24 protein-coding genes and 1 pseudogene are annotated in these 25179 nt (G+C 36.4%); 11 read left to right on the forward strand and 14 right to left on the reverse strand.

Going from position 1 to position 25179, the window contains the following annotated elements; translation table 11 throughout:
• The first annotated feature begins 128 nt into the window (after window positions 1-128).
• Together ABD792_RS02190 and ABD792_RS02195 are read left to right on the forward strand one after the other, a co-directional pair.
• A complete protein-coding gene (locus tag ABD792_RS02190; protein WP_345004116.1) occupies window positions 129-2303 on the forward strand; it encodes a tetratricopeptide repeat-containing sensor histidine kinase in 2175 nt (724 codons plus the stop codon).
• 2 nt (window positions 2304-2305) lie between these two features.
• The gene (locus ABD792_RS02195; RefSeq protein ID WP_345004117.1) at window positions 2306-2980 is read left to right on the forward strand and encodes a response regulator; all 675 of its coding nucleotides are present in this window, start codon (window positions 2306-2308) and stop codon (window positions 2978-2980) included.
• A 148-nt stretch (window positions 2981-3128) separates the two neighbouring features.
• Here the strand turns inward: ABD792_RS02195 and ABD792_RS02200 are convergent, their stop codons facing one another.
• The 13 genes from ABD792_RS02200 to ABD792_RS02260 form a co-directional block, all read right to left on the reverse strand.
• Window positions 3129-4283, reverse strand: a complete 1155-nt coding sequence (locus ABD792_RS02200) for a TlpA family protein disulfide reductase (protein ID WP_345004119.1) — start codon at window positions 4281-4283, stop codon at window positions 3129-3131.
• 180 nt (window positions 4284-4463) lie between these two features.
• The gene (locus ABD792_RS02205; RefSeq protein ID WP_345004120.1) at window positions 4464-5732 is read right to left on the reverse strand and encodes an alginate export family protein; all 1269 of its coding nucleotides are present in this window, start codon (window positions 5730-5732) and stop codon (window positions 4464-4466) included.
• Window positions 5733-5874: 142 nt separating this feature from the next.
• Window positions 5875-6633 carry an ABC transporter ATP-binding protein gene (locus tag ABD792_RS02210; RefSeq protein ID WP_425568099.1) on the reverse strand — a complete coding sequence of 253 codons (759 nt, stop codon included), beginning with the start codon at window positions 6631-6633 and terminating at the stop codon, window positions 5875-5877.
• Between the two features lie 86 nt (window positions 6634-6719).
• Entirely contained in the window at window positions 6720-7565 is an 846-nt protein-coding gene (locus ABD792_RS02215) for an ABC transporter ATP-binding protein (protein WP_345004122.1), read from the reverse strand.
• 63 nt (window positions 7566-7628) lie between these two features.
• Window positions 7629-8735 carry an ABC transporter permease gene (locus tag ABD792_RS02220; RefSeq protein ID WP_345004123.1) on the reverse strand — a complete coding sequence of 369 codons (1107 nt, stop codon included), beginning with the start codon at window positions 8733-8735 and terminating at the stop codon, window positions 7629-7631.
• Window positions 8736-8743: 8 nt separating this feature from the next.
• Entirely contained in the window at window positions 8744-10138 is a 1395-nt protein-coding gene (locus ABD792_RS02225) for a CmpA/NrtA family ABC transporter substrate-binding protein (protein WP_345004124.1), read from the reverse strand.
• Window positions 10139-10640: 502 nt separating this feature from the next.
• The gene (locus tag ABD792_RS02230; protein WP_345004125.1) at window positions 10641-11399 is read right to left on the reverse strand and encodes a Crp/Fnr family transcriptional regulator; all 759 of its coding nucleotides are present in this window, start codon (window positions 11397-11399) and stop codon (window positions 10641-10643) included.
• 158 nt (window positions 11400-11557) lie between these two features.
• Window positions 11558-12775, reverse strand: a complete 1218-nt coding sequence (gene dsrP, locus ABD792_RS02235; RefSeq protein WP_345004126.1) for a sulfate reduction electron transfer complex DsrMKJOP subunit DsrP — start codon at window positions 12773-12775, stop codon at window positions 11558-11560.
• Window positions 12776-12785: 10 nt separating this feature from the next.
• Window positions 12786-13865, reverse strand: a complete 1080-nt coding sequence (locus tag ABD792_RS02240; RefSeq protein WP_345004128.1) for a 4Fe-4S dicluster domain-containing protein — start codon at window positions 13863-13865, stop codon at window positions 12786-12788.
• 34 nt (window positions 13866-13899) lie between these two features.
• On the reverse strand, window positions 13900-14517 hold the full coding sequence (locus ABD792_RS02245) for a cytochrome c3 family protein (protein WP_345004129.1): 618 nt from the start codon (window positions 14515-14517) through the stop codon (window positions 13900-13902).
• A complete protein-coding gene (locus ABD792_RS02250) occupies window positions 14510-15205 on the reverse strand; it encodes a multiheme c-type cytochrome (RefSeq protein WP_345004130.1) in 696 nt (231 codons plus the stop codon). The genes ABD792_RS02245 and ABD792_RS02250 overlap by 8 nt, the downstream gene beginning before the upstream one ends.
• 3 nt (window positions 15206-15208) lie before the next feature.
• Window positions 15209-17494: a molybdopterin-dependent oxidoreductase gene (locus ABD792_RS02255; RefSeq protein WP_345004131.1), complete on the reverse strand. Its 2286-nt coding sequence runs from the start codon at window positions 17492-17494 to the stop codon at window positions 15209-15211.
• A 48-nt stretch (window positions 17495-17542) separates the two neighbouring features.
• Complete coding sequence (locus ABD792_RS02260; protein WP_345004133.1) at window positions 17543-17782, reverse strand: hypothetical protein; 240 nt, start codon at window positions 17780-17782, stop codon at window positions 17543-17545.
• 162 nt (window positions 17783-17944) lie between these two features.
• Between ABD792_RS02260 and ABD792_RS02265 the strand changes: the two genes are divergently transcribed.
• From ABD792_RS02265 to moaA, 9 genes and pseudogenes are all read left to right on the forward strand, one after another.
• Window positions 17945-19123, forward strand: coding sequence for a molybdopterin molybdotransferase MoeA (locus ABD792_RS02265; protein ID WP_345004134.1), 1179 nt, complete (start codon window positions 17945-17947; stop codon window positions 19121-19123).
• A 9-nt stretch (window positions 19124-19132) separates the two neighbouring features.
• Window positions 19133-19471, forward strand: coding sequence for a winged helix-turn-helix domain-containing protein (locus tag ABD792_RS02270; RefSeq protein WP_345004135.1), 339 nt, complete (start codon window positions 19133-19135; stop codon window positions 19469-19471).
• 19 nt (window positions 19472-19490) lie between these two features.
• A complete protein-coding gene (gene mobA, locus ABD792_RS02275; RefSeq protein WP_345004136.1) occupies window positions 19491-20063 on the forward strand; it encodes a molybdenum cofactor guanylyltransferase in 573 nt (190 codons plus the stop codon).
• Window positions 20060-20293, forward strand: coding sequence for a MoaD/ThiS family protein (locus tag ABD792_RS02280; RefSeq protein ID WP_345004137.1), 234 nt, complete (start codon window positions 20060-20062; stop codon window positions 20291-20293). Before mobA ends, ABD792_RS02280 begins: the two co-directional genes overlap by 4 nt.
• A gap of 18 nt (window positions 20294-20311) precedes the next feature.
• On the forward strand, window positions 20312-21412 hold the full coding sequence (gene moeB, locus ABD792_RS02285) for a molybdopterin-synthase adenylyltransferase MoeB (RefSeq protein ID WP_345004138.1): 1101 nt from the start codon (window positions 20312-20314) through the stop codon (window positions 21410-21412).
• Window positions 21402-21845: a molybdenum cofactor biosynthesis protein MoaE gene (locus ABD792_RS02290; RefSeq protein WP_345004140.1), complete on the forward strand. Its 444-nt coding sequence runs from the start codon at window positions 21402-21404 to the stop codon at window positions 21843-21845. Before moeB ends, ABD792_RS02290 begins: the two co-directional genes overlap by 11 nt.
• A 57-nt stretch (window positions 21846-21902) precedes the next feature.
• Window positions 21903-22225, forward strand: a pseudogene (locus ABD792_RS02295) (four helix bundle protein).
• A 240-nt stretch (window positions 22226-22465) separates the two neighbouring features.
• A complete protein-coding gene (gene moaCB, locus ABD792_RS02300; RefSeq protein ID WP_345004141.1) occupies window positions 22466-23377 on the forward strand; it encodes a bifunctional molybdenum cofactor biosynthesis protein MoaC/MoaB in 912 nt (303 codons plus the stop codon).
• A 33-nt stretch (window positions 23378-23410) separates the two neighbouring features.
• A complete protein-coding gene (gene moaA / locus ABD792_RS02305; protein ID WP_345004142.1) occupies window positions 23411-24418 on the forward strand; it encodes a GTP 3',8-cyclase MoaA in 1008 nt (335 codons plus the stop codon).
• A 231-nt stretch (window positions 24419-24649) separates the two neighbouring features.
• Here the strand turns inward: moaA and ABD792_RS02310 are convergent, their stop codons facing one another.
• Window positions 24650-24997, reverse strand: coding sequence for a hypothetical protein (locus tag ABD792_RS02310; RefSeq protein WP_345004143.1), 348 nt, complete (start codon window positions 24995-24997; stop codon window positions 24650-24652).
• Window positions 24998-25179: the final 182 nt, after the last annotated feature.

A 25179-nucleotide genomic window follows, 5' to 3' on the forward strand; every position in this document is an offset into this window, starting at 1 on the left:
AAAAAATCATATACTTTTGTTATAACGAACTACCTTATAAAAAGTCACAAGGCTTTTATAGGGTAACCCATGTTGATTTAGAAGTAAGTATCGACGTATTTAAACCTCGATTATCGCGTAAATAATTTATGAAGTTCCTCAATCACATCTTAGGTATTTCCATTGTCCTTTTGTTGTGGGACGCAACTTCTTATTGCCAAAACCAACAGGTATCAGCTCCTATATTAAATACCATAGACAGCCTATCAATTAATTACTATAAAAGCATTAACAAAAACCCAAAAACGGGTCTCTCTTATGCAGAAAAAGCTTTTAGTTATTTTAATACAGATCTGAATCCAGAATTAAAATTTAAAATAGGATCCAATTACATTACAGCTCTTTATATAAATGAAGCTTACAACAAGTCCTTAAATATTTTAGATACCATCGAATCTCTCGAAATGGCCGAGAACCACAGAGCACTTTACCATACGTTACGAGGACTGGTAGAAACCGATTTAAACCACCCAGTTAAGGCTGAGGACCATTACAAAAGGGCTCTGGATCTCTATACCAAACTAAACGACAAAGACAACATATTTACAGTTCTCAATAATTTAGGATTGCTTTATAACAATATTGGCGACTACAAAAGGTCTTTACAATCCTATTTACAGTGTTATGACATTATTACCGACTTAGAAGTTAAGGTAGACCGCTATAAATACTTTATGAACATTGGAACGGTTAGCCTTAACTTAACCGATTACCAAAATGCCTTAAACTCATTTGAAGCTGCATTGCAAGATGCCAATAAAAACACAGATACTCTAAGAATATTTAAGGCCAAGGTAAACCTTGCGAAAACCTATGTTGATTTAAAAGAACTGGATTCGGCGACACATTATTACCAGGATGCTCTTAAAGGTTATGAACACCTCGACTTAAATAAGGACCATAGTAATATTCTATTACGTTTGGGTGATATTTCTTATTTAAAAAAGGAAAAAATTACAGCTCTAAAATATTATGAGGCCGCTTACGATTTGGCTTCGAATCACAACTATTTACAAGTAGCTTCGGAAGCTTCCTTCCATATAGGACAATACTTTAAGGAAGCCTCAAACTTTAACAAGGCGACTTTTTACTATCATAAAATCATTAAAGAAAAGGACAGTATCACAAATCATGAGTTATTAAAGGATACTTTTTACAGCTTATACCAAATAGAGAAAAACAAACAAAATACGCTTTTATCCTTAGTTTACCTTGAAGACTATTTAAAATACGATAATGAGATTAGGAACGATCAATTAATAAGCCAAAAAGAGCAAATTGAAATTCAATACAGCCTTAAACAAAAGGAACAGGATTTAAAGAACCTAGAAACAAACCTGGCCCTAAACAAATTAAATTTAAAGAACAAGCAGCAACAATTTCAGGGTTTGATCTTGTTTTCTATACTTATTATACTGGTCTTAATCTTAATATCACGGCTTTATTTTTTAAACAAAAAATCGCAGCGTTTGTTGTCTATTCAAAATGAAAAAATCAATGCGCAATACAAAAAGCTAACTCTTACCAATCAAGAAATTAAAGCGCAGCGAAAGGAACTTAGCGGCCTCAATAAAATTAAAGATCAGCTACTTTCCATTATTGCTCACGATGTTAAAAGTCCAATTACCAACTTACACAATCTACTAACTATCCTACGCAATCACATAAACTCGCTGAGTAAAGCTGAGTTACAAAAAAACTTAACTGCAATAGAAACCAGTACAAGTAATCTGCTCCATTTTTTAAATAATATATTAAACTGGATTATTAGTCAATCGTCTGGAGTCCAAGTTAAAGTAAGCAAGGTATCGTTAACTGAATTAGTCGAAGCCAATTTAAAGCTAATGGAAAGTTCCATTATTGCGAAAAACCTAACGGTCATTTTTCCTTCTAAACATAAACCCACCACAATTAAATCTGATTTAAATATTATAGATTTTGCCCTGCGAAACATTCTGTCTAATGCAGTAAAGTTTACCAATACTAATGGTTCAATTCACATAAATATAAAAAAACTCCCAGACACTTTAGTACAGGTTAGAATAGCGGATACTGGCGTAGGGTTTAAAGAAGAAATACATGATCTGTTAAAAAGCAACACCGAACGTGTACCCAGCTTTTCGGGTACAGATAAGGAAGAAGGTTATGGAATTGGGTTATCTTTGTGTAAAAAGATGCTAACAAATATTGATTCTCAAATTATTTATGAAAAAAATGAGCCTGTAGGTTCTATTTTTATTTTACAAATAAAGCCAATGCATTAACCATGGATAAGTTAAAAGTACTCATAGCAGACGACCATTATATTGTTAGGTTGGGTTTAAAAATCCTTGTGGATTCATTTGAGGGCTTTAAAGTTGTTATGGAGGCCGAAAACGGACAGGATGTTATAGATCAGGTTGAGTGCGCGGATTATTTTATTCTGGATCTGGAAATGCCTGTTGTTAATGGCATAAGGGCCTTGGAACACATAAAAACCAGACATCCTGAAAAGCGTGTGGTACTACTTACCAACTCAATGGATATACCAACCCTTATCCGGGCAAAAAATTTAAAACCCAATGGTTTCCTGTTCAAGGACGGTATGCACGAAGAAATTAAAATATGCCTTAACGAATTAAAGAAAGGAAACTACTATTGGGGACGTAATTGTAGGGCATTTTTTGAAAGGCACGAAAGTGATATTGTAGATACCGAACATTTAATGGAAAACTTAAAAGATCTCACAAAGACAGAAATTAAAATACTTTTTAAAATTTCTGAAAACCTCTCTACCCAAGAAATTGCGGAAGCTTTGTTTAACAGCCCAAAAACAATTGATAACCACCGCACAAACATCGCAAAGAAGTTAGACATTAGTGGTTATAACAATTTACAGGCTATCGCTATAAAAAACAAGTCTTTAGTTGAGTCTTTATACAACTCGGTTTTTAACAAATAAAAAGTGTTGTCTAAAGAATATAACTTTGCTGTCACATTGAGCGCAGTCGAAATGTTTTGACTTATTGATACCTGAATAGGTTTCGACTGCGCTCAACCTGACAAAGAGATGTATTATCTCATTTGACAACACTTTTTATTTTAATAGACTATTTAAAGAGCTCCTTTAACTTTTCCTGTAACCCTTCCCCTCTTAAGTTCTTAGCTATTATTTTCCCTTCTTTATCCAATAAAACCATATAGGGAATTCCTGAAAACGTGTAATCCTTCATAATTTGCTTAGAATTTTGGGCAATCAATAAAACTCCTTCGGTCCCATCTTCTGCCACTGCTTTTTTCCAGGCATCCATTTTCTTGTCAATGGAAACACTTACTACTTCAAAGCCTTTATCTTTATAAAGTTGGTATTGTTCCTTTACATTAGGTGCTTCTTTTCTACATGGACCACACCACGATGCCCAAAAATCAATCAACACGTATTTTCCCTTAAAAGAACTAAGTGACACATCATTGCCCTCTATATCTGGAAAGGTAAAATCGGGAGCTACTTTCCCTATTTCTGTTTTTGCAACGCTTTCAATTTTATCCAATAAATCAGACTTTGCATTTTGAATGTAAGCAACGTTTGGAAACTTTTTTGCTAGCTGTTCGTATTGTTCTACCATATACTCTTGGTGTCTCTTCCATGATAAACTTTGTAATACCTTAACAACAGTGGGTTGATCTTTATACATGGTAATAATGTTTTTAATATCCCTTTCGTGCACATCATACATGATATCCCAAGCTTTTGCCGCGTCATCTTTCCATTCTTTACAGTCTGATAAAGAAGCCCTGTATTGTGCCTGCCCTGTCGCTATCATGTATTGGTAATTTTGGTAAGAAGCCCAATGCAATGCATTTAAAACATTATTCTTTTCACCACCGGCAATATGCACGTGAGGAGGATTTTTTATCTTAATCTTTGCTGTATCGACACCTCTGAAATTGATTTCCAAATTTTCGTCATCTGCATAAAATTCAACACGTTGTTGTTTGTATACGTCTAAAGTATAGAAATCGGGTGTATTGGTTTCTAGTTCAAACACAAAATTATTTGCAGAATCCAATACAATTTCCTTAACAACATCGTATTCATTATCGTCATTTCGCTTATTTACCGTAATCCCAAATTTGTCTTTGTTATCAGCAAATTTCACATGACCTTTTATTTGAATTTTACGTACTTGGGGTTGTTCTGATTGTTTATTACAAGAATAAAACGCCATTGCCATTATACCCAATATTACAATATACTTTCTCATCTGTTACTATTTAGTTTAATTTGGAGTAAAAGTATTTATACTGTATGGAGTGCATATAAGGAAGATTCCTCATTTTTAATAATAGGTTAGTAATAATGACAACAAAAAAGGAGCTATCTAGATTTTTAGACAGCTCCTTATATCTGAGTTATTATTGATTATGAGTCTACGCTAGGCACATTAATTAGCTCCTCCATTTAAAAACTTTGGTTTTACTACCAACATAGCCCATGCCCAGCTCTGCCCACTAGCGGCAGCATCTTCTGTTATTCCCTTTAACTCATACATACCGTCTGCGGCAAACATTTGAGAATAACCTATTTTTAAGGCATAGCCTTTAAATGCTTGTGAAAAAACTAAATCCAATTCGGTTCCCAGAGATTTTTCACCACTGGCTAATTCCCTATCGCTACTAAAGTTTAGTGCTTTTACCAAAAGACTGGACTTATCCGATAATTTAAAATTAGCGCTTACGTGTATATCAAACAGCCCTACGTTATTAGCATGGTTACCTACATAAAAGTAATCCATAAATCCGTTAAACTTATGGTTTGTACCGTAAAGAGGAAAGAAAGCTTCATTTTTTGAGGTCGACACATCGTTACCACTTATAATTTCTAGTCCTGCACCAAGCCCTACTTTAGAAGAGGCTTTATAAGTAAGACCCAATCCTAAAAGATAAGCGCTTTTTACCACATCCCCAGTTTGCAAAAATGCATTGGCAGCAATCCCTAAGCTACCTGCTTTATAATCTAAATGTGTTCCTACCGTCTGCAGACTATTTATACCATCGGGTGTTATGTCATCGGCTTCAAATTTTTGAAAGCCATTATTTAGGAACAACAAACTTCCCGAGAAATGTTCCCAAGCTTGCTTTAAATACACATACTGCATTGTTTTATAAGAAAAGAAGCCTGTTGTATTGTATGCTGTACCAGCATTAACAAATCCTGTTGGATGTGAATAATCTTGATTGAAAGCCAAACCAATATCCATTAAAAAGCTACCTTTTTTATATTTTAATAAAGCGGCATCATGGTTTCTTCCCTGTTGCGCCCAATCCAGTCCTCCAAAAATACGTTGATCGTCATATGAAATAACCTGACGTCCAAGCTTTGTTGAAAACCCTTCGCCCAGGTTAATATCGGCCCAAGCCTGAAAAACGGCAAAGGAATTGTTTTGGTCGTAAGGTAAAATTTGCCTATTCTCTCCCCAAACCATAATATCTTGCAAGCTTACATAAAAGGTATAAGCATCCACCTCATAGCCTGCATTCAAACGTATACGGGTTGAAATGCCAAAACCAGCATCGGCATCATCAGCAATTAAACTACTATAGCCATTGCGGTATTCTGTACGTGGCCTAAATTCACCATCTAAAGTAAACTGTGCCTGTGCTAATTGTAAGCATCCTAATAACAGTCCTAAAATTATGTATTGTCTTTTCATTTTTTTCGTTTTTACTTTTAATCGGTTTGTTTATAAATCTATTTTAAAGATTATTATTAATTCGTGATTAGCAAATATATAGGTAGTCATTATACCATCTTATGACAAATCTCATGTTTGCTAATATTTACAGAACATCCTTTTAATGTTCTAAAAAATCTATAAGGTGTTTTCGGTATTTGTAATAATCATCATGCTCTAAAACAGCCTTTCGTGTTCTTGGTCTTTCAAAGTCTATAGAAAGTATATCGCCTATTTTAGCTTTGGGGCCACTTGTCATCATTACCACGCGATCGGCTAAGAAGATAGCTTCATCTACGTCGTGTGTTATCATGACCGCAGTGATCTTTTCTTTGTTCCATATTTCGATAAGAATGTCTTGTAATTCACCTCTTGTTAAGGAATCCAGCATACCAAAAGGTTCATCAAGCAACAATACTTTGGGTTTTATGGCAAATGCTCTTGCAATACCCACGCGTTGTTGCATCCCTTGTGAAAGCTCAATGGCTTTTTTATGAAAGGCATCTTCCAGCCCCACCTTTTGAAGGTAATATTTTGCAATATCGGTACGTTGGGATTTTGTTGCATGGGGAAATACCTGATTTACCCCTAGAAGCACATTTTGAAGCGAGGTCATCCAGGGCATTAAACTCGGCGACTGAAAAATAACTCCTCTGTCGGGGCCAGGCCCTTTAATGTGTTTTCCTAAAACGGCAATATTACCACCTGAGATAGCATTAAGTCCGGCTATCATAGATAACATAGTTGTTTTACCACAACCGGAATGCCCAATAATGGTAACGAACTCTTCTTTCATTATTTGAAGATTCAGGTCTTCGAGAACGGTGTAATCTCCTTTAGGTGTTGGGTATACTTTTTTAAGATTAACCAAATCTAACATAACTTTTGAGGGATAGGCAATACCATTCTCTTTAACAATATTGACAGTTTTATGATCTAAGGTATTTGTATTCATAATTCCATTTTTTAAAATTGTTCAACAAAGTTTTTCGGACTTAAATCTGGTAATACATAAGCTTCTTCTGTCTCGACTCTTCTTTCGTTTCCAATTTCCATTAAGTACTCGATAATGGCATTTCTTGTTGTTTTAAAATTAGGATCATCATTTAGCTCTGTTTTATCTCTGGGGCGTTCAATATTTATTGCAAATTCAGGTCCCAAAGTAGCATTGGGGCCAGGACGCAAGGGTATGATGCGGTCTGCCATGTAAATGCCCTCATCCACATCGTTGGTTATCAATAAAGCGGTTCGTTTATCTTTTTCCCAAATGTTTAAAATCTCATCCTGCAGGTTTCCACGGGTCAATGCGTCCAAAGCCCCTAAAGGCTCATCCATAATTATCATTTCGGGCTTCATAGCCAAAGCACGCGCAACAGCAACCCGTTGCCGCATGCCTCCCGATAACTCCTTAGGACGTTTATTAATTGCCGGGGTTAATCCTACCATATCAACATAAGTGTTTACCATATCGTGCAATACGGATTTCTTTTCTTTAGGAAAGGCTTCCTTCACGGCCATATATACATTTTGACCTACAGTTAGCCATGGCAATAACGAGTAGTTTTGAAAAATAACACCACGCTCGTGACTTGTTCCCAAAACTGGTTCGCCTTTAAATAAGACCTGACCACGTGTTGGTGTTAATAATCCATTTATTAAATTAACCAAGGTGGTCTTCCCGCTTCCTGTAAATCCCACAATGGCAACAAATTCACCTTCTTCAATGGACAAATTAATATTTGAAAGTACCTGGGTACCTGTATCATCTTGCGCATAAGTCTTATATACATTCTTTAATTCCAGATATGCCATTTTTATTTTATTGATTCGTTAAACTGATTAATCGTTAATTGGTTTAGATTGTAAAGGCATCGATTATATTCCGTCATTTTTATTAAATGATACCATGTTCTGAATGGTCAACATCATTCTGTCCAATAGGAACCCAATGGTTCCTATAATGAACATAGCGACTATAATCTTTGAGTTAGAATCAATTGCTCCATTTTGAAATTCTTCCCAAACAAAGGATCCTAGTCCAGGACTTTGTGCCAATAGCTCAATAGCAATAAGTACCATCCAGGCAACCGACAATGTAATTCGCAATCCGGTAAAGATTAAAGGTAGCGACGATGGTAAAATGACTTTGAATACTTTTTGTACTGGTCCCAGTTTCAAAACCCTCGCAACATTTATATAATCCTTATCTACAGATGATACGCCCATTGCTGTATTTACAAGGGTTGCCCACATAGAACACAGCCCGACACTTATAAACGAGATAATGAAAGCACTATCTGAGTTTGAATCTTTTGTAAGCGTTTTTACTATCATAAAAACCAACAATAACCAAACTACTGGTGATACGGGTTTAAAGATCTGGATCAGCCAATTAAATGAACTTCTCAGGGTTTTACTAAGTCCTATAACAATACCTATGGGTACGGCTATAAATAATGCCAGCAAAAACCCTGCAAAGACGGTCTTTAAACTCGTAAATATCTGATCGACAAATGATGGACGTCCTGTGTAAGTTATAGGGTCTTTGCCTTTTGCCAAACGCTTGGCATTAAGAGCAGCTGTTTTTTCCTTAAATGCACGTTTATCGGCTGCAATACTATTGTGATCCCGAAGTAGCGATTTATAGGACTCCCATACCTGTAAGGGTGATGGTAAGGTATTTGGCTGACAACTTACATCTCCAGATGCAATACAAGCACGCATCGCATCAGCCGCTTCTTGCCCCTGCTCTGTTGCTGCTTTATCGACTTTATAAGAAGCTTCAATGTTATACAGTGTTTTAGCTCCCATATGCCACAAACCAATAAACAGCACAATCGAGGCAATGGGTACAATAAATTTTCTCAAGAAATCTTTAAATTGTTCTCTTTCCATTTTCCCTGTAAACAAATCCTTGATCGTCACTAAGAACCCGAGCCCAATAATCCTTGTTACTTTACCTAATGTGATGCTTTGCTTCATATTCTTAATTATTTAATTGCCTCTTCTTTGTTTCCTATAGCGAAACTGTTTATATATCCTATTGGGTCTTTAGCGTCATATACTTTTCCATCTATAAAATCGGTTGTGGCTGGTTTATAACCATCGGTAGTTGGAATATCTTCTGCTGGTATAAGACCTTCAGACACCAACAAATTGGCTGCTTTTTTCCAAATATCTGGTCTGTATATCTCTTTTATGGTTTCTCCATACCACGCAGCTGGTTTTGAATCGGGAATTTGTCCCCAACGGCGCATTTGGGTTAAAAACCAAATACCATCTGAGTAGAAAGGATATGTTGCATTGTATTTATAGAAAACATTAAAGTCTGGCATGGCACGCTTATCTCCTTTTTCGAATTCAAAAGTGCCTGTCATTGAGTTAGCCAAAACTACCGCATCGGCACCAACGTACTGTGGCATAGATAATATTTTAACGGCTTCTGTCCTGTTTTTGGGCTCATCCAACCATTTTCCTGCTCTAATTAGGGCTTTGGTAACCGCAATAGCCGTGTTAGGATTCTCTTCCACAAACTTCTTGGTCATTACAAAAACTTTTTCTGGATTGTTTTTCCAGATGTCGTAATTAGTAGTTACGGGCACACCTATACCTTTAAAAACAGCTTGTTGATTCCAGGGCTCTCCTACACAGTAACCATAAATGGTTCCTGCTTCAAGCGTAGCTGGCATTTGTGGTGGTGGAGTAACTGATAGTAAAACTTCGGCATCTATCTGTCCTTGCACGTTTTCTGCGGTATACATACCGGGGTGTACACCGGCCGCGGCCAACCAGTATCGAATCTCGTAGTTATGTGTTGAAACGGGAAATACCATGCCCATTTTAAACGCCTTACCAGAATTTTTATATTCATTAATAACAGGTTTTAATGCATCGGCCTTGATAGGATGAACAGGTTTACCATCTTCTCCCACAGGAACATTGGGCTTCATTTTTGTCCATACATCATTAGACACCGTAATACCATTGCCATTTAAATCCATAGAAAAGGGTGTTACCAATGCTGCCTGTCTTCCAAAACCTGCTCCTGCAGCAATCGGCTGTCCTGCAAGCATATGCGAACCGTCCAATTGTCCATCTATTACACGATCTAAAACATTTTTCCAATTAGACTGCGCTTCAACGGACACAAACAGGCCTTCATCTTCAAAAAAACCCTTCTCTTTAGCAATGGCCAAAGGAGCCATATCAGTTAATTTTATAAATCCAAAAGTTAATTGGGGTTTCTCAATTTCAAGTGACTCCGTTTTTGACAATTCGACTAATTCTCCTTGGGCCGACATCTTTTTCGAACCTTTGCCCCCACAGGAGAACAATAGGAAAGAAAAGGATAAAAGCCATACTGTTTTTGTTACTAGTGATTTCATCTGTTAATGTTTATTGTTTTTAATGGTTAGATGTAATGCCCTAACTATCATTTAGGTTGTTTTACACAAACTGTTAATGGGCATTTCATATTAAATAGTTTTAATTACACTAAGTATTTATACTTATTTATAAAGCAAATATATAAGTAAGCTTATTTCTTTTATATGAGAATACCCACCTAACAACCTCTTTTTATCCCATCTTTAAACCTGCCAAAAACCACAAAACCAACATAACAAACTGATTCAATGCTAATTACAAACTAAATCAAACGCATAAACAATACGTATAACACATTCAACTAGATACAAATGGAAGTATGATATCTATTCGATTTTAAATTTTCTCAATAGAAAATGATAGATTTTTAGTACTAGGCAAAAAAGGAAAAACCCAAGTATAGCAATGGCTACGGTTCATTTTTCATAATGATGCATGGTGCAAAAAAGGCGTATTTATGTATGTGAATTTAAAGTTGAATAATATTAGACAGCTCAAAAACTAGCTGTCTAAATAGAAATTATGCTCGCTAATTTCGTTTTTAAGGAGCTGTAAATCAACAATGCCTATTTTTTTTCCTCTGGTAACAATAAGATTTTCCTTTTTTAAAGCTGAGAACACTCTAATAACCTGCTCTTCTGTTGTTCCTGCATATTCGGCATATTCGCGCCTACTTAAAAACACATCAAGAAACCCTTTATTGTCACCAAATTTTCTATTGATATACAACAACGTATCAATAACACGTTCGCGAACGGTCATTTGAGAAATAGTCTTAACTTTAGACTCACTTCTGTTAAGCTCATTAGCATAAAAGAGCATGAAGTCGTAAGCAAATTTAGGATTGCTTAGCAAGGCTTGTTGCAAATTGTTTTTGGAAAAATAACATAGTGTAGTGTCTTCTAAAGCAATAGCTCCAATAGAGTAATGTTCTTCTGTTCCAAAACCGCGATGTCCAATAATCTCTCCTGATTTTGCAAACCGAACTATTTGCTCTCTACCGTTAATTCCTGTTCTAAATACTTTAACTTTCCCTTTCATGATAAAGAACAAACTATTAACAGGAGCTCCCTCCATTATAAATTGCTGCCCTTTTTTGCACTTCAAATTATTTTTCTCGACAGTAAGCTTATAATTCTCTAATGCTGCTAAGTTTCTTTTAACTAAACAGTTTTGATTTTCACATGCATTACAAGAGATATCATAAGACGTACGCTTACGAGTTGAAGTAGAAACGGTATTTACAACAGCGGTATACAAAAGTAATTATAACTAATAACCTAATCCGAACAAATATAAGTATTATTACTTAACAAAATAAACAAACTACTTATTTTTGAGAGTTCTATAAAAGTTGTAGGTTATTCTTGTACAATTCGAATATTTAAGGACTTTTAATACACAAAATATAATTCTACCTAATTTTTATATCGGAGTTTCCCAATTTCTATACCGATAGCTGTTTTAGCCAAAATAGTAAACACAAAAGCACCTAATGCCCAAATCCCCAAGGTTACACCTATTTCTATAAGTGTTGGTGTATACTCTGCTATTTTACCATATGGACCAGGTATAAATCCGGGTACAATTAATCCAAACCCTTTCTCTATCCAAATAGCTACAAACAATATAAAACACGCAAAGAACAACACTTTAAAATTATTCCTTAATTTATGGAATGTTAATAAAACTGTAGCCAACACATTTAATGGAATAGCAGTCCATATCCAAGGCAACAATGCATCTTTTCCATGTAGCCCAAAAAACAGGTAGTATGCACTTTCACTGTGATGTGTTGGCGCATAGAACTCCTTAAACAGTTCAGAAATCAGCATAATTAAATTAATTTGAGCTGCAACCGTAACCACCATTGCTATTTTCTTTATGGTTTTATCTTCAATTTTAAAAGCTGTAAAAGTTCTTATAATTGCTAAAACCAAAATAATAAGTGCTGGCCCAGCTGCAAAAGCAGAGGCTAAAAAGCGTGGTCCTAATAAGGCATTATTCCAGAAAGGACGTGCCTGAAGTCCTTGATACAAAAAGGCTGTCACCAAGTGGATCCCAACAGCCCAAAAAACGGACAAAAAAGCACCTGGAACATACACATTGGATTTAGCTTCTTTTCCTTGGTAATGTCTAAACAAAATATAAAAAGGAATGGTAATATTAATAAACAGATATCCATTAAGCACCAATACATCCCATGTTAGCATAGAATTAGGAAAATTAAAAACACCTATTCCGGGTATCATATGCCATAACACCGATGGCCCTCCCATATCGGCTATAACAAAAGCCAAACACATTATAAGTGCGGCAACAGCTAGTCCTTCTCCAATTAATACCGCCTGCTTAAAGTCTACATCCTTGAGTACGTATGTGGGCATTACCAACATAACCGCAGCAGCAGCAACCCCTACCAAAAAGGTAAAGTTTGAAATATACAGACCCCAACTCACTCTATCGGTCATCCCCGTAGCACTTAAACCTTGTTCTAACTGAATGGAATAACAATACATCCCTACCAGCATTACAAAAGTCAACAGTGCCATCCATAAATGGTACTTTTTTGAACCATGGGTAATGGTATCCAAGCTATCTTTAACTAAACTTCTAAAAACTTTTAACCGTCTCATGTAACTATAATTAATCCATAAAATACCAGAACTTGGGTTCGGTACCCAAATCTTCTTTTAAACGAAATACCTTTTTATTGTCAAGCACCCATCGAATGGTACTGTTGGGGTCGAGCAAGTTTCCAAATATACGAGCCCCTGTGGGACAAGCTTCAACACAAGCAGGATTTTTACCAGCTCGTGAGCGCTGCACACAAAACGTACATTTTTCCATGACGCCTTTTTTACGCATACGGTTTCCTAAATAATGCTGATTTTTATTAACTTCTGCTTCAGGCACCTCTGGCTTGCTCCAATTAAAACGCCTTCCATCGTAAGGACAGGCTGCCATACAGTAACGACACCCTACACACCAATCGTAATCTACCACGACCAATCCATCGTCCTCTCTCCATGTTGCTTGTACCGGACACACTTCAACACAAGGCGGGTTATCGCAGTGAAAACACTGGGTTCCCATATAAAAGTGCCCTTCGGCCGGTACTTCATGGTAATAATTATCGTCAGCCTCATTAAAATTAAACCCTTTTCCATCTTTCATCTCATGAATACGTATGTACTGCATTTGAGAGTTTCTGTCCTGGTTGTTTTCTTCAACACAAGCAGTAACACAATCCATATACCCCTGACATTTGGAAATGTTAAATGCATAACCAAACAGCACATCTGGTTCAGCATTTTTTGAAGACATGTTTAAGGTTTTGCCTGTTCTTAATTGATAGGATCTTACCAACCTGTCTACTGTTGCTTTTTTCTCTTCATTGGTCATCAACTTGTAGTTTCCCTTAAACTGTTCTTCCCAGTCTATTTGCGCTTGTTCCTTAGTCTCGTCGCCACTAATCATACTACAGGATGTACTTATTGCTCCAGCACCTATTGCTAAACTGGCCGTAAGCTGTTTAAAGGCTGTACGTCTGCTCATTTTAACATCGAACACCTGGTCGAAGCCATCCTTCCTTGTTTCCTCTCCAATAGCCAAATCATGAGAACCAAAACCTCCAGTGGTTTTTCCACAACCACAAGTATTCTCTGGATGCTTATCCTTTTTGCCTAGATTTAAAGAAAACCATTTTTTGCTTTTACTGCTCATACCTAATTTTTATTATTACAATTAACGGCGCCACTTATTCTCTTTCCTTTACTTTTTGGGTGTTATACCTGGCAGGCCACCTGGATTCAAAATGCGGCTTGTGCGGATTATGACAATTTACACAGGTCATTGCTGCACGTGGAGGTGCCCAACCGCCTATACGTTTTCCATGTGCCCCTCCTTTCCAGTCTTCAAACTGCTTGGTGTGGCATTGGTTACACAGATTATAACTTTTATTAAAATCGACACTATTGCCCGTTAAACTTTTTAATGCATCCATATTATTCGCATCATGACATGTAACACAATTCATGGTATTGGTATTGGCATGATCCAAATCTATATCCCAATGGGCTTTTTTATAAAAACCCTTTTGCAATTCTTTTAAAGGTTTGGTATGACATTCTGTACACTTAAAGGATTTGATATGGCTTTTACGTTCTGGAATTAAAAACGTATGATCGCCTTCGGTGATTTCTATCGTTTCTATACCTTGTAAATAATCTTCAGAGGAAACACTTACACCATGATACTGTTTTCCTTCTGCTTCAATTTTATCCATAACACCATGGTATTCTTCATGATGTTGTTTGCATGATAAAAAGCATAACACAAAAGCCGCAGCAAAAACAAACCATTTAAAACTATTCATATGCATTGTTGTTTCTTTTAAATATTTCACCTTGTACTAATTCTTTGTTGCTTGGCACATGGCATTGTCGACAGTTAACCCTATTGGGATGCGATACTCTAATTTCTTTTGGAGCGCTTGGTCCCGCATGGCAAGCCAAGCAATTTTCGCGCATTTGTATTTGATGCGGAATAACTGGTGGACTACCTGGCAATGCATTATTTACTCCCACCAAAGTAGCCGCTCCTTTGTTAAAGTTGGTTCCTTTAAATACGTCGTCTGTATGTTGTGGTACATGACACTGCCTGCAATTTATCATTTCAGGGTGTGGCGTTACTGGTGCATACGCATTTAGGTTCGCTACAAAACCGCCATTTTGATGGCATTTTAAACATTGCTTTTCCCCCATACTTCGCTCGTCGGTAACAGGATGCGGTATACTTGGAGGTGCTCCATGAAACGCACGATTGTTATAATAGCTTTGTAACGAACGCTGGTGGGTCTCGTCGACAGGCATATTGAAAATATAGTCCAAAGCAAATTCCGAACGCTTAAACACACCTTCTTCCGAAGGAATTAACGGTATTGATGCTCCATTATCTATTGGAACGTAGGCGGATTCCAACCCTTGTCTATAACTCAAGTCCCAAATAGCTATAAAAGCAACAAATAAAAGTACGAATAATGATATGATACCTAATCGTTTCATAGTCTAAACCTTTTCTACTTTTACAGCACATTTTTTATAATCGGGTTGTTTCGAAATCGGACAAAAAGCATCTAAAGTAACATCGTTTATTAACATGTTCTCATCGAAAAACGGCACAAATACCTGTCCTTTTTCTGGCACGCCCCGCTCATTAACCGAAGCGGGCAGAATAATTTCACCACGTCTTGTGGTTAATTTTACTTTGTCTCCAGTTCGTATCTGCATTTGCTTAGCCTCCTCTGGGTTCAATTCGACATAAGCATGGGGCATGGCGCGATGCAATACTGGTATTCTACGGGTCATGGATCCTGTATGCCAATGTTCTACCACCCGTCCGGTACATAGCCAAAAAGGATATTCGTTATCTGGTACTTCTGGTGCTGGTTCATACGGACGCTGCCATATAACGGCTTTGCCATCTGGTTTGCCATAAAAATGAAAATCTTCACCGTTACTACAAGCAGGGTCGTATTTTGCATTAAAGCGCCATTGTGTTGATTTCCCATCCACATAAGGCCATTGTGCTCCGGGCTGACTTTTTAATACTTCTAAAGGTGCCATGGCATGTTTCTTACCTTCGTGGTGCTTTCTATATTCGTTATAAATTTCCTCTATGTGTGTTTCTTTTTTATAGTAGAATTGTTTTTCATACCCCAATCTTCTGGCTACCTCTATAAGTTGCCAGGTATCACTCATAGCTTCTCCCGGCGGGTCAATCATCTGTTCGAAATATTGTGTTCGCCTTTCGGAATTACCATACATACCCTCACGTTCTATCCACATAGCCGATGGCAAAATAACATCTGCAATGTCTGTTGTTGGCGTCGGATAAATATCTGAAACAACAATAAAACGGCCTTCTTTCTTGGTCGCATCGCGATAACGCTTAAGCTTTGGCATGGTTACCATAGGATTGGTAACTTGTATCCACATAAACCGTATATCGCCCCTATCTAATGCTCTAAACATTTCAACAGTGTGATAAGTAGGCTTAGAAGGGATATTTTCTACAGGAACATCCCATATTTTAGCAGCATGTTCTCTATGTTCTTTATTCATAACCACACCGTGGGGTAGCTTATGGGTTAATGTCCCCACTTCCCTAACTGTTCCACAGGCACTTGGCTGACCGGTTAAAGAAAACGGACTGTTGCCTGGAGTCGATATCTTACCAGTTAACAAGTGCATGTTATACACCAAATTATTGATCCAAGTTCCTCGTGTATGCTGATTCATTCCCATACACCATAAAGACATTACTTTTTTGTTTGGATCGCCATAGTAGGCCGCCATGTACTTGATGTCTTTTGCCGATACTCCAGAAATCTTTTCTACTTTTTCTGGAGTGTAATCCTCTAGGAAAGCTTTATACGATTCAAAATCAATTTTTTCTGGTTTATCATTAAACTTATAACCGTCTTCCAGACCATACCCCATATTGGTCAAGCCTTTATTAAAGCTACAGTGCTTTTCTACAAAAGCTTTGTTTACCCAGCCATTTTTTATAATTTCATAACAGATAGCATTAGCAACCGCCAAATCTGTTTGAGGTTTAAAAATAATAGATTTATCGGCAGCCATACTAGTTCGCGTGGTCCGGGTAGCAAAATCGATGATTTTTACACCACGTTTTAAGCGTTGATCCAGTAAGCGGGAAAATAATACAGGATGCATTTCTGCCATATTGTTACCCCAAAGAAAAAATACATCTGCATGATCGATATCTTCGTAACAGCCCATAGGCTCATCCAGACCAAAAGATGTTAAAAACCCTGTAACGGCACTGGCCATACATAAACGTGCATTAGCTTCTACATTATTAGTCCCTATACAGCCCTTAAACAATTTTGACGCCACATAACCGTCTGGAATAGTCCACTGTCCCGAACCATAAATCGATACAGCATCTTTACCATGATCTTTAATAGTTTCCTTCATTTTGGATGCTACTAAATCTAAAGCTTCCTTCATGGTAGTCTCTACATATTTACCATTTTTCTTTACTAATGGTTTAGTTAGTCTATCCTTTCCATATATAGACATAACAGAATGATAGCCCTTAACGCAGCACAAGCCCTTATTTACTGGTGATTTCGGATCTCCTTTAACAGCAACGGCCTTCCCATTCTCAACCCCAACTAAAACACCACAACCTACGCCACAAAATCTACAGGGTGTTTTCTTCCAATCCAAATTAGCTCCTTTTGGCAAATTTGCTTCTTGTTCTTTGGCAAACAATATTCCAGGAAACAATCCCGCAGCAGCTGTCATTGCCGACATAATTGCCATTTTTTTTATAAAACTCCGTCTATTGGTTAAAGATGTGTACATAATTATTTAATCTTGTTTAGGTGTATCAAATCCAGAAACCATCACCAGCAACTTTAAACTTTCAATTGCTTCTATTGTTTCTTTTAAATTTTCGTCTTCAACTTTACTATTGGTATCGGTAACTACAATAAGTAAATCTTTATTTTCAGCAGGGATAACTTCGCAATTAGCGATTGTAGATAAGGCAGTAATCAGTGTGTTTTTCTTCCCTGTATGTGGATGTGCTAAATAGCTCTTTATTGGCATCTATAATTGCATTTTAATTAGGACATAAAACTCCTTTAATTTACATAAAAAAAAACTGATTTTTATCATAAAACATCTATTTACAATTATTCTAAATAAACCACAAACGTAGCATATGATTAAAAGCAATTCGTTATATTTGCAAAGACATAACGAATCGATATGATTGCTGTAAAAAACGCATTAGAAATAGTAAAGTCCAAAACGACATATCTTAAGGAGAAAACGACAAAACCTGTAGAGAAATCAAATACTTATCGTTTATATGAAGATGTTTATTCGCCAATAAACATGCCTCCTTTTAGGCAATCAGCCATGGACGGTTATGCTTTAAACCTGCATGATAATCTAACTTATAAATTAATTGGAGAAGTAAAGGCTGGCGATACTATTGCACCAACTTTAAAACAAGGAGAAGCTGTGCGTATTTTTACTGGAGCCCCAGTTCCCGATACAGCCAATGCTGTAGTAATGCAAGAAAAAGTGACTGTAAACGGTAACGGTCTAACCGTAGAAACACAACCTTCTCTAGAACATAACATTCGACCAATAGGAGAACAAGTAAAAAATGGTGATCTAGCTCTAAAAAGAGGCACTAAATTAACACCTGCAGCAATTGGTTATTTAAGTGCTTTGGGAATAAAAGAAATTTCTGTTTTTAAAAAACCAAGTATTGCCATTTTAACTACTGGCAACGAATTAATTGCTCCGGGACAGCCATTGTCTCATGGGAAAATATATGAAAGCAACTCTAGCATGCTACTAAGTGCTTTGTATGGACTTAAATTTTACGATGTTAGTATTCATAAAATTGAAGACGACTACAATAATACCTTTTCAAAGCTTAAAGACCTTATAGAACAAAATGATATGGTAATTATTACTGGTGGCATTTCGGTAGGTGATTATGATTTTGTTGGAAAGGCACTTAAATCCTTAAATGTGGAACAATGCTTTTATAAAGTAAAGCAAAAACCAGGCAAACCACTATTTTTTGGAAAGAAGGACAACACATTTGTGTTTGCCTTACCCGGTAACCCGGCAGCAGCTCTTACCTGCTTTTATGTTTATGTATATACAGCCTTGCAAGGTATAACAGGCGAACAAACTACTGAGCTGCCCAGAATTAGGGTAAAGTCACTTTCAGAATTTAAGAAGCAAGGCGATCGTGCCCAGTTTTTAAAGGCTATTTATCAAAATGATAGCGTTAGTATTTTAGAAGGACAAAGTTCGGCCATGTTACAAACATTTGCCGTATCGAATGCCCTGGTTTATATCCCTGAAGACCTATTCCATATTAAGATAAACGATTTTGTAGAGGTAATTTTATTACCTGTTTAAATATAAATTATGCATTATACTATTAAAAGTAGAATATGGATCGAATCTGAAGGCCATGTCTTTTTAGGAGAAGGCCGCATACAACTCTTAAAAGCCATTGCGGAAACTGGATCTTTATCGAAAGCAGCTAAATCACTTAACTTGTCCTATAAAAAGGCTTGGCACCTCATCGATTCTGTTAATAAAACGGCTAAACAACCAGTAACCATTAATAGCACGGGTGGTAAAGGTGGCGGAGGAGCAGAACTAACGGACTATGGCAAAAAACTAATTGTGCTATTTGATGACATTAACAAAAACTGTTGGAGCTTTTTAGATGAACAGCTTAAAAAACTGGAAACTATTTAAAATACAATGCTAGAAAGAAATGATTGATAAGAAAAACATAACTGGCATCATTCTGGCAGGAGGTCAAAGCTCACGTATGGGTACAGATAAGGGCTTAATCATGTTTAACGGAAAACCCTTCTTTCAACATATTGCCAATGCCCTCCATCCTCTAGTCAGTGAGATCATTGTAATTTCCAATCATTCAGCTTATGACATTTTTGGTTTTAAACGTTTTGAAGACCTTATTAAAGATGCAGGCCCCTTAGCAGGAGTATATACAGGTTTAAAACATTCCAAAACGGAAATCAACCTCATTTTAAGCTGTGACATTCCCTTAATAAATACTGCAACTTTGAATATATTATTAGAGAACTATGATAATAATTCCGAGGTCATTCAAATAGAAAGCAAAGGTAAAACCATGCCTTTAATAGCACTATATAAAAAACAATGTGAACACCATTTTTTTAAACTATTACAAGAAGGGGAACGACGCTTGCAATATGGTGTTAGCCAATGCAAAGTAAAGCATCTTACTTTAGATCCAGAAAATGATGTTTTTACAAACAACATTAATACGCCCGAACAATTAAAAGCAATACGTCAATGACCATTACTATTAAATACTTTGGATTATTAACTGAAACAACACAATGCCATGAGGAGTCTATTAACTTTTCTGGCGATTTAGTTTCTGAGCTTTTAGAAACCCTGTTTTCAAGATACCCAGACCTAAGGCTCAAAAATTTTCAAGTAGCACAAAACCAAGCTTTGGTTTCTTTAAACACCAAGCTTTCAGGAAACGAAATAGCCCTTTTACCTCCCTACGCTGGAGGCTAAACAAAATGAACAGCAACAATGAACAGATACAGCAGACATATCATCCTTAACGAAATTGGCCAATCGGGTCAAGACAAACTATCCAACGCCAAAGTTCTTGTAATAGGCGCAGGTGGTTTGGGTTGTCCTATATTACAATATCTCGCCGCAGCCGGTATTGGCTCTATAGGTATTGTTGACTTTGATGTGGTAGACGTCACCAACTTACAACGCCAAGTGTTATTTGGCACAGCATCAATCGGCCAAAATAAAGCTGAGGCAGCAAAAAAGCGCTTACAAGATTTAAATGATGCCATTAATATTAAAGCCTATCCAGAACAGCTAAGCTATAAAAATGCTGTAAACTTATTCAAGCAATACGATATTATAGTTGATGGCACCGATAATTTTGAAACGCGCTACCTTATTAACGATGCCTGCATTATTGCTAATAAGCCCCTGGTTTTTGGAGCTATTTATAAATTTGAAGGGCAGGTCTCGGTTTTTAATCATCAAAACGGACCAAGTTATCGCTGCTTATTCCCTAATCCGCCACAAAAAGGCAGTGTACCCAACTGTTCCGAAATTGGCGTTTTAGGCGTTCTCCCTGGTATAATAGGTACCATGCAGGCTAATGAGGTTTTAAAACTTATTCTTGGTATTGGCGATGTGCTTTCAGGAAAGCTATTGTGCTATAATGCACTTACCTTACAAACAATCACATTGAACATTACAAAATCTAATAATGAGATTCAAAAGGTATTGAAGACGCAACACCTGTTTCATAAGAAACAAATGACTAACAACACTTGCGAAGTTGATATAATTGATATTTCTATCGGCGAAATACTATCTAAAAGCAACATCCAGCTGATTGACGTTAGAGAACCACATGAAACGCCAAAGGTTGAAAACCTGCCAATAACCTATATTCCGCTTAGTGCATTGGAAAATAGTTTAGACAAAATAGACCCAAACAAAGTAAAAGGCCTGTTTTGCCAATCTGGGATACGAAGTAAAAGGGCTGTTTCAATTTTACAAGATCACAATATCAATAATTGTGTTAGTATCATTGAAGGGGCACTGGAAATTATATCATATATAAAAGAACAAAGTAATACATTAGCAAATGACAACTAAAAAACCGAAAAATGCATTTAAACAAGGCCCAATATCATCTGAGTTTATTGGTGATTCCATTGCCAAACACCAAACTAAAACCAGCATCGGTGCCCATAATATTTTTTTAGGACAAGTGCGTGCCGATGAAATTGATGGTAAAACTGTTTCTGCTATTGAATACACGGCTTACGAAGATATGGCGAATGCCAAGTTCCACGAAATAAGAGAAGGTGCTTTTACTAAATTCAACCTAACCTGCATGCATATTTATCACAGTTTAGGAACTGTAAAAGCTGGAGAAATATGTCTTTTCGTTTTTGTGTCATCACCAAAGCGCAAGGTTGTTTTTGAAGCTTTAGAATATATTGTAGAAGCCATAAAAGCTGAAGTACCTGTTTTTGGCAAGGAAATTTTTGAAGACAGTACGCATCAATGGAAGAAAAACACTTAAGTGTTTTAGTTGAATTGTTAATCTGTTGATTTGTTTAATTGTTAAAAATAAGTAATTATGCCATATACCTTTTCTTTTGAAAAATTAAACGTTTGGGGTGATTCTAAAGAGTTAGTCAAATTAATCTATTTGATAACCAAAGAATTCCCTAACGAAGAGAGATATGGATTAACAAATCAATTACGCAGGGCTTCGGTATCTATATCCTCAAATTTGGCTGAGGGTACATCCAGAAATACCAATAAAGATAAGGCCATTTTACAACTTTATCATTTAGCTCCCTAATGGAAGTATTAAATCAAATTATAATAGCCAAAGAACTAGGTTTTATAAAAGAAGAAGATTATCAAAATATTAGAACAGAAATTGAAAAGGTTTAAAATAAGTTAAATGCTTTACGAAACTCCCAATTAAACTATTAAAAATGGTTATTTGTTAAGTCGAGTATTCGTTTAATTGTTAAAAAGAAGTAATTATGTCATACACGTTTTTATTTGAAAAGTTAACTACCTGGAGAGGTTTTATACCATTCTCAATTAAACAGTTAAACGCATACACACATCAACAATAAAACACAAAACCGCCAATAGTAAATAATCAATAAACAATAGAAAATTAAAATGGTCGACATCACACATAAAAACACCACACTACGAACTGCAATAGCTCAAGCCGTTATTAAAGTTAGTAAACCCGAAACCATAACTGCGATACAAAACGATATGGTTCCTAAAGGCAATATTTTTGCTATGAGTAAGGCTGCAGGCTTATTGGGGGTGAAACGTACGCCCGACATCTTACCGGATTGCCACCCGCTTCCTATAGAATTTACAGGAATAGAATACGAAATAAATGGTTTGGAAATTACCGTGCTGTTTACTGTTAAAACAATTTATAAAACAGGGGTTGAAGTAGAAGCCATGCACGGCGCTAGTGTGGTAGCACTTAATATGTACGATATGCTAAAACCTATTGACAAGGGCATCGAGATACACCATATTAAACTGCTAAACAAAAAGGGAGGAAAATCTGATTATAAAAATAAAATTAAGACCAATTTAAATGCTGCTGTGATAGTATGTTCCGATACCATTTCAGCTGGACAAAAGGAAGACAAGGCAGGCAAAGCTATTATTGAAAAACTAAAGGCTTGCGGCGTAAGTATTGCTGATTACAGTATCATTCCCGATGAAACAGAAAGGATTCAGGAAAAAGCCAAAACCTATCAACAACAAGGCACCGATCTTATTATTTATACTGGCGGCACAGGGCTTTCGACTAGGGACGTAACGCCTGAAGCATTAATTCCTTTGCTGGATAGGCGCATTTTAGGCATTGAAGAAGCCATTCGTAATTATGGACAAGGAAGAACGCCCTATGCGATGCTATCCAGAAGTGTAGCTGGTACGATAAAAAACAGCTTAATATTGGCCTTACCGGGATCTACAAATGGAGCTAAAGAGTCTATGGACGCCATCTTTCCATCGGTATTGCATATATTCGGAGTATTACGGGGCGAAAGACATGATTAGATGTGAATCATTAGATATTAGATATAAGTCGTTTTGAAAGAAAATAAAAACATATTACAGGATACATTTGGCCGAGACCATACCTATTTACGCATCTCATTAATTGAACGTTGTAACCTACGCTGTTCTTACTGCATGCCGGAAGAAGGCGTACAGTTATCTCCCAAAAGCCACTTAATGACTTATGAGGAAATCTACAACATCTCCAAAACTTTTGTTGATCATGGTGTTACCAAAATAAGGTTGACTGGTGGCGAACCACTAATTAGAAAAGATATTCCCATCATCCTCGAAAAGCTAGCATCACTCCCTGTCGCATTATCAATTACCTCTAATGCTGTAATTATTGACAAGTTTATAGATGTTTTAAAAGTAAATAATGTTAATAGTATTAATGTTAGCCTTGATTCGTTAGATCGTGAAAAGTTTAAGCATATCACAAGGCGTGATCAGTTTGAAACAGTTTACAATAATATTATGTTATTGGTTTCTGAAGGTTTTAATGTAAAATTAAATGCCGTTTTGATGAAAGGATTCAATGATAATGAAATTATTGATTTCATTAATTTGACGAAAGAGTTGCCAATTTCGATACGCTTTATAGAGTTTATGCCTTTTGATGGTAACAAATGGGATATGCGTAAAATGGTATCCTACAAAGAGATTATGAATTACGTGAACAAAGCCTTTCCAAAAAACCATATAGAACGCTTACAGGATGCTCCTAACGACACTGCTAAAAACTATAAAATAAAAAATTACAGTGGTAGTTTTGCCATTATAAGCTCTGTTACCAACCCATTTTGCGACTCTTGTAACAGACTACGACTAACGGCCAATGGCCAATTAAAAAACTGCTTATTCTCATCTGCCGAATCCGATTTACTTACGTCACTACGCCAAGGAAAATCCATAGAACCCATTATACAAAAAGCGGTTCGAGCCAAATTTAAAATGCGTGGTGGCATGGATACTTTAGATAAACTACAGGATCCCCAGCTACATAATAACAATCGCAGTATGATTTCTATTGGGGGATAATCATCCTAACTAACGTAAATAGTGTAATAGCTCTGATATCGATTCGACTGGCTCTGCAGCACTATCGAAAAGTATTTTCAGCAAGTAATTTGCTTGTTATCGACAACCCTAACAGCCTAGCTGAAGTTTACCAAATCACAGGTTTGGCACTCAAACCAACATAATTATTTAACTATTATTTACGTTGCCAAACCTGATCCATCAATTAAACATTTTACATGTTCTATTATACTAAGGATATTGGTATCCATGATCATTAGGATTTGTTTTGTTTAAAGTGTACCTCTTTTTGTGAAACTCATCTAAAAATGGGGACAGACCATAGGCTAGGTTCGTAACCATTATTATGTTCTTTTTACTTATACTATTTGAACCATAGGGAAAACTGAACTCAAACCCAATCGATTTATAATCTTTCTGTCCTATAAAGTTTAAATTAAAGTTTGTATACCCTAAACGATTTGTTACAGAATCTACAAATACGTTAACATCTGCATGGTTTTTATCTACTAAAACTATTTCGAACTTTAATTCTTCTTCGATATAGTTCATACTGCAAATAGCACAATCCAAAAACACCTTTAGACGGGGTTTAACTGTTTGTGAAAAAACTTGACTACCTAAAATGAAAAATGTAATATGTAACAGCAACCTCATTAAACAACTACTTCTTTCTTTTTAAAAACCAATAACTAAACCACTATGGACTGAAAGTCCATAGGTTTGTTACACGAGGGACTAAAGTCCCTCTTTTTACTCTA

It is taken from the genome of Snuella lapsa (assembly GCF_039539345.1).
In the GTDB taxonomy this organism is placed as follows: Bacteria; Bacteroidota; Bacteroidia; order Flavobacteriales; family Flavobacteriaceae; genus Snuella; species Snuella lapsa.

Bases quoted from the DNA above. Each gene is read 5' to 3' on its own strand.
- moaCB (WP_345004141.1), top strand. From the start codon at position 22,466: ATGGTCGACATCACACATAAAAACACCACACTACGAACTGCAATAGCT.
- moeB (WP_345004138.1), top strand. From the start codon at position 20,312: ATGAACAGATACAGCAGACATATCATCCTTAACGAAATTGGCCAATCG.
- ABD792_RS02195 (WP_345004117.1), top strand. From the start codon at position 2,306: ATGGATAAGTTAAAAGTACTCATAGCAGACGACCATTATATTGTTAGG.
- dsrP (WP_345004126.1), bottom strand. From the start codon at position 12,775: ATGAGACGGTTAAAAGTTTTTAGAAGTTTAGTTAAAGATAGCTTGGAT.
- ABD792_RS02250 (WP_345004130.1), bottom strand. From the start codon at position 15,205: ATGAAACGATTAGGTATCATATCATTATTCGTACTTTTATTTGTTGCT.
- ABD792_RS02215 (WP_345004122.1), bottom strand. From the start codon at position 7,565: ATGGCATATCTGGAATTAAAGAATGTATATAAGACTTATGCGCAAGAT.
- ABD792_RS02220 (WP_345004123.1), bottom strand. From the start codon at position 8,735: ATGAAGCAAAGCATCACATTAGGTAAAGTAACAAGGATTATTGGGCTC.
- ABD792_RS02270 (WP_345004135.1), top strand. From the start codon at position 19,133: ATGCATTATACTATTAAAAGTAGAATATGGATCGAATCTGAAGGCCAT.
- ABD792_RS02255 (WP_345004131.1), bottom strand. From the start codon at position 17,494: ATGGCAATTATGTCGGCAATGACAGCTGCTGCGGGATTGTTTCCTGGA.
- ABD792_RS02265 (WP_345004134.1), top strand. From the start codon at position 17,945: ATGATTGCTGTAAAAAACGCATTAGAAATAGTAAAGTCCAAAACGACA.
- ABD792_RS02200 (WP_345004119.1), bottom strand. From the start codon at position 4,283: ATGAGAAAGTATATTGTAATATTGGGTATAATGGCAATGGCGTTTTAT.
- ABD792_RS02240 (WP_345004128.1), bottom strand. From the start codon at position 13,865: ATGAGCAGTAAAAGCAAAAAATGGTTTTCTTTAAATCTAGGCAAAAAG.
- ABD792_RS02280 (WP_345004137.1), top strand. From the start codon at position 20,060: ATGACCATTACTATTAAATACTTTGGATTATTAACTGAAACAACACAA.
- ABD792_RS02205 (WP_345004120.1), bottom strand. From the start codon at position 5,732: ATGAAAAGACAATACATAATTTTAGGACTGTTATTAGGATGCTTACAA.
- ABD792_RS02225 (WP_345004124.1), bottom strand. From the start codon at position 10,138: ATGAAATCACTAGTAACAAAAACAGTATGGCTTTTATCCTTTTCTTTC.
- ABD792_RS02245 (WP_345004129.1), bottom strand. From the start codon at position 14,517: ATGAATAGTTTTAAATGGTTTGTTTTTGCTGCGGCTTTTGTGTTATGC.
- ABD792_RS02190 (WP_345004116.1), top strand. From the start codon at position 129: ATGAAGTTCCTCAATCACATCTTAGGTATTTCCATTGTCCTTTTGTTG.
- ABD792_RS02260 (WP_345004133.1), bottom strand. From the start codon at position 17,782: ATGCCAATAAAGAGCTATTTAGCACATCCACATACAGGGAAGAAAAAC.
- ABD792_RS02210 (WP_425568099.1), bottom strand. From the start codon at position 6,633: ATGTTAGATTTGGTTAATCTTAAAAAAGTATACCCAACACCTAAAGGA.
- mobA (WP_345004136.1), top strand. From the start codon at position 19,491: ATGATTGATAAGAAAAACATAACTGGCATCATTCTGGCAGGAGGTCAA.
- ABD792_RS02290 (WP_345004140.1), top strand. From the start codon at position 21,402: ATGACAACTAAAAAACCGAAAAATGCATTTAAACAAGGCCCAATATCA.